This window comes from Modestobacter sp. KNN46-3 (assembly GCF_011039295.1).
On sequence record NZ_JAAKGN010000257.1, the window covers coordinates 1 to 3,651 of the forward strand.

4 protein-coding genes and 2 pseudogenes are annotated in these 3,651 nt (G+C 74.4%); 2 read left to right on the top strand and 4 right to left on the bottom strand.

The window, feature by feature from the left end:
• Positions 1–209, top strand: a pseudogene (locus G5C62_RS26040) (hypothetical protein); the annotation flags it as partial.
• 62 nt (positions 210–271) lie between these two features.
• On the opposite strand, the gene G5C62_RS26045 reads toward G5C62_RS26040, so the two are convergent.
• The 3 genes from G5C62_RS26045 to G5C62_RS26055 are packed head-to-tail and all read right to left on the bottom strand — an operon-like array spanning position 272 to position 2,607.
• The gene (locus G5C62_RS26045) at positions 272–808 is read right to left on the bottom strand and encodes a carboxymuconolactone decarboxylase family protein (protein WP_164703280.1); all 537 of its coding nucleotides are present in this window, start codon (positions 806–808) and stop codon (positions 272–274) included.
• Positions 805–1,686, bottom strand: a complete 882-nt coding sequence (locus G5C62_RS26050; protein WP_206330873.1) for an SCO6745 family protein — start codon at positions 1,684–1,686, stop codon at positions 805–807. The genes G5C62_RS26045 and G5C62_RS26050 overlap by 4 nt, the downstream gene beginning before the upstream one ends.
• Positions 1,687–1,704: 18 nt before the next feature.
• Complete coding sequence (locus G5C62_RS26055; protein ID WP_206330874.1) at positions 1,705–2,607, bottom strand: hypothetical protein; 903 nt, start codon at positions 2,605–2,607, stop codon at positions 1,705–1,707.
• Between the two features lie 109 nt (positions 2,608–2,716).
• Between G5C62_RS26055 and G5C62_RS26060 the strand changes: the two genes are divergently transcribed.
• Positions 2,717–3,346 (top strand): TetR family transcriptional regulator, encoded by a 630-nt coding sequence (locus G5C62_RS26060; RefSeq protein ID WP_197058324.1) that lies wholly within the window; start codon positions 2,717–2,719, stop codon positions 3,344–3,346.
• A gap of 74 nt (positions 3,347–3,420) precedes the next feature.
• Here G5C62_RS26060 and G5C62_RS27695 read toward each other — a convergent pair.
• Positions 3,421–3,651 (bottom strand): annotated as a pseudogene (locus G5C62_RS27695) (hypothetical protein); the annotation flags it as partial.

Here is a 3,651-nt window from a genome sequence, read left to right on the forward strand (position 1 = left end):
CGGCGGCGCTGGACGGGCTCACCGAGCGCGGCCTGGTCGCCGACGGCGCGCTCACCGAGGCCGGCCAGCAGCTGCGCGCGTCGATCGAGCAGGAGACCGACGCGCTGTCGGCCGCCCCGTTCCTGCAACTGGGAGGCTCCGATCGCACGGCCCAGCACCTCCCGTCGTCCCAGGGCCGCGTCCGTCGCGCGGGCCGTCGTCCATCGTGACACGCGGGGACGCTCCTGGGCATCCCGGTCGCCCGACCGGGGGGTGAACGACGTGGGAAGAGTCAGCCGGCGACCTCGCCGGCCGGAACCGGCACCCGCAGCGCCACCAGGAACCGGGAGACCATCGCGTAGCCGGCCACGGTGGTCACGAGCTCGACCACCTGCCGGTCGTCCAGGTGCGCACGCACGGCGGAGAAGACGGCATCGGGGACGTCGACCTGCCGGCTCGACGCATCGGTGAACCGCAGCACGACGGCCTGCACCGGGGAGAACACCGGCGCCCCGGCCACGTCGGGGGTCCGCAGCGCGGCGAGCTGGGCGCCGGTGACCCCGGCCCGGCGGGCGGCCGGCTCGTGCGCGACCCACTCGAACTCCGCCCCGTTGAGGACGGCGATCCGCAGCACCACCAGCTCGGTCAGGTCGGCGGTCAGCGTCGTCCCGTTGCGCAGCGCCCCGAGCAGCGCGCTCCACCCCTCGGCGACGGCGGGGCTGTGCAGCAGCAGGCGGTCCAGCCCGGACAGCTCTCCCCCGCGCCGAGCCCGCAGCACCTCCGCGGCCGGGGTGTCCCCGGCGGCGTCCGGCAGCCGCGCGCCGGTCACGACCGGGACAGCACGCCGGCCGGGAACGCACCGTTGCCCAGCAGCCGGCCGGTCAGGTCGCCGGCGAGCGCGGCGACCCGCTCGGTGCGCTCGACGCCCAGGTGCACGAACGGGGCGGCCGACAGCGCGTCGGTCTCCTGCTCGATCGACGCGCGCAGCTGCTGGCCGGCCTCGGTGAGCGCGCCGTCGGCGACCAGGCCGCGCTCGGTGAGCCCGTCCAGCGCCGCCGTCCACTCCTCGTCCGACCACCCACGGGTCGCCTGGGCGGCCTGCCGGGTGAACCCGCGGCCGGTGAGCGTGTGCGTGACCAGGGCCTCCAGGCCGGTCAGCCCGTGCCGGACCACGCTGAGCACGTGCCCGTCGCCGCGGTGCTCGCGGAGCAGCGTGACGCCGTGCCACACCTGCAGCAGCGGCTCGTCCGGCCAGGGCAGGTCGGCGTGGGCGGCGAACAGCGGCCGGCCCTCCGGCGTCAGCGCTGTGCACGCCTCGCTCAGCAGGCCGGACAGCTCCCGCAGGCTGCTCTCGTCGGCGCCGTCGAGGAGCCGGGTGAGCGAGGCGCGCGCGGCCGCGGTCCGGGCGGCGAGCACCTGCTCCGGGGTGGCCAGGGTCCAGGCACGGGGCAGGTGCCGGGCCACGATCGCCGGGGCGAAGTTGGCGAAGGTCGCCGTCACCACGCCCGGGCCGACCGCCCCCATCGCCGCCGCGCGGCCGGCGAAGTAGACCATCCGGCCCGGGCGCAGGCCGGCTCCGGTCAGGTGCTCGTCGGTCTCCGGCGCGAAGTAGACGTGCGAGTGCAGCGGCTCCAGCCGCCGGTGGGTGCGGGCGACCAGGCGGAGGTCGGGGGCGAGCGGGGAGGCGGGCTGATCGACGCTGACCATGCCGCGCACCCTAACCACTCAGTCGCGCGACCCCGAGGCGGCCGACCCGGCCCAGCGGGCATCCGCGACGCAGGAGCGGTTGTGGTCCAGGTCGTCCTCGACGTACTGGGTGAGCACGACCCGGCCGCCGCCGACGAGCGGGTCGTCGGCGCAGTTGGCGACCGCGCCGCGGAGGCTGCGGGCGCCGGCCAGCCAGCTGTCCAGCCCGTGCAGGCTGCTCCACGACGGCACGTCACCGACGATCTCGCCCCACTGGTAGCCGGTCGAGTAGAGCCCGACCCGGCCGCCCACCGACTCGAGGTGGTCGGTCATCCCCTCCAAGGTGGCCCGGTTGTTCCGCTGCGCCGCGGCGCCGTCGGTCTGCCAGGTGTTCATCGTCTCGACGTCCAGCCACCAGCGCAGGCCGACGAGGTCGGCCGGGTCCTCGATGGCGGCGTCCCCGTCGAGGTCGCCCAGGGTGTCCAGCACGATCCGGACGTCGTTCTCGGCCCGTTCGACGCCGTACTCGTAGGAACAGGCAGCGCTGTTGCCGCCGTCGCACGCGCCGTAGCGGTTGACGCCCCGCGACGGCCAGGTCGTCACCTGCTCCCGCACCTCGCCCGGGTTGGCGGTGTTCACGTACAGCTGCGCCCGTGGCTGGGCCGGCTCGGCACCCGAGGAGTCGTTCGCCCACTCCCACTGGTCGGCGAGACAGGGGTTCTCCGTGGTGGCGATGCCGCCGTTGACGCCGATCACCGCGAACGCCGCGTCGTCGGGGAGCGTCCGGTCGCACTGGGGGTACGAGACGTCGTACCCGACCGTGCCCTGCACCGTGCTCAGCTCGGGACGGGGCTCCTCGGCCGAGGCGGTCGCCGGTGCGCCGAGCACCGCGGCGCCGACCGCCGCCGTGGCCACGACGGCCGTCCGCAGCATGCTCCGCATCACATCGACCGTACGCCTCACCGCGGCCGTCGGCCGGTCACCCGCTGTTCACGAAACTGGACTGGGTAAATGTCTGTACTGCGTTCAGGTTCTGCCCTACGGTGATCACGTGACCCGATCCGGACAGGGGAAGACCCCGCACTGCCCGGTCGGTCGCGTGCTGGGCCTGCGGGAACGCAAGAAGCTCGAGGCCTGGCGGACGATCCGCTCGACCGCGCTGCGCCTGATCAGCGAACGCGGGTTCGACGCGGTGAGCGTGGAGGACATCGCCGCCGAGGCCGGTGTCTCCCGGACGACGTTCTTCAGCTACTTCCGCAGCAAGGAAGCCGTCGTCTACGACCTCGATCCGCAGGAGCTGCAGCAGTGGCGCGCTCTCCTGGCGGACTGCCCGAAGGGCGAGCCGCTGTGGGAGGCGCTCACCGGTCTCGCCCTCAGCCTGGCGGAGCTCCTCGCCGACCGCCTGCCCCTGCAGAAGCGGCTGTTCGAGCAGTCACCGGAGCTCTGCGACTCGTCGCGGGACGTCTGTGACAGCTTCGGGCCCGACCTGCGGGAGTGGGTCGCCCGTCGCACCCCCGACGGCGAGGAGCTGCACGCCGCCCTGGTCCTCAACACCACCTTCGCCGCCTTCAACACGGCGATCGAGGCCTGGGACCCCGACGACTCCTTCGACCACTTCCTGGAACTCGTCCGCGACTGCCTGCGCTGGGCCGGCGCAGGACTCGCCCGACCCATGAGCTGACCCGCACCGCTCTGCACCGGCACTGACCCCGCCGGCCTCCCCGACCGCGCACCGCCGCCGGTCGAGCGGGCCCGTCACCTCCTCCGCACGCGACCGCGCGACGCCGCCGGCCGTGAGCCCTCCGCTGCCCTCATCCCCCTCGTCACCGCGCCCCGCGCGAGAAGGACGGCTCCGTCATGCCCGCCGAAGGCGAGCGTGTAGGCGGTGACCACCCACTGGATGTTCGCCGCGCTGATGCCCAGGTCCAGGCCGGCGTCGGGGAGGGCGATGTTCACGATCGAGGCGTCCAGCACGACCATCAGCTG

What these genes read in the sequence shown, in the direction of transcription:
- G5C62_RS26050 (WP_206330873.1), bottom strand. Translation starts at nt 1,686, where the DNA reads ATGGTCAGCGTCGATCAGCCCGCCTCCCCGCTCGCCCCCGACCTCCGC.
- G5C62_RS26055 (WP_206330874.1), bottom strand. Translation starts at nt 2,607, where the DNA reads ATGCGGAGCATGCTGCGGACGGCCGTCGTGGCCACGGCGGCGGTCGGC.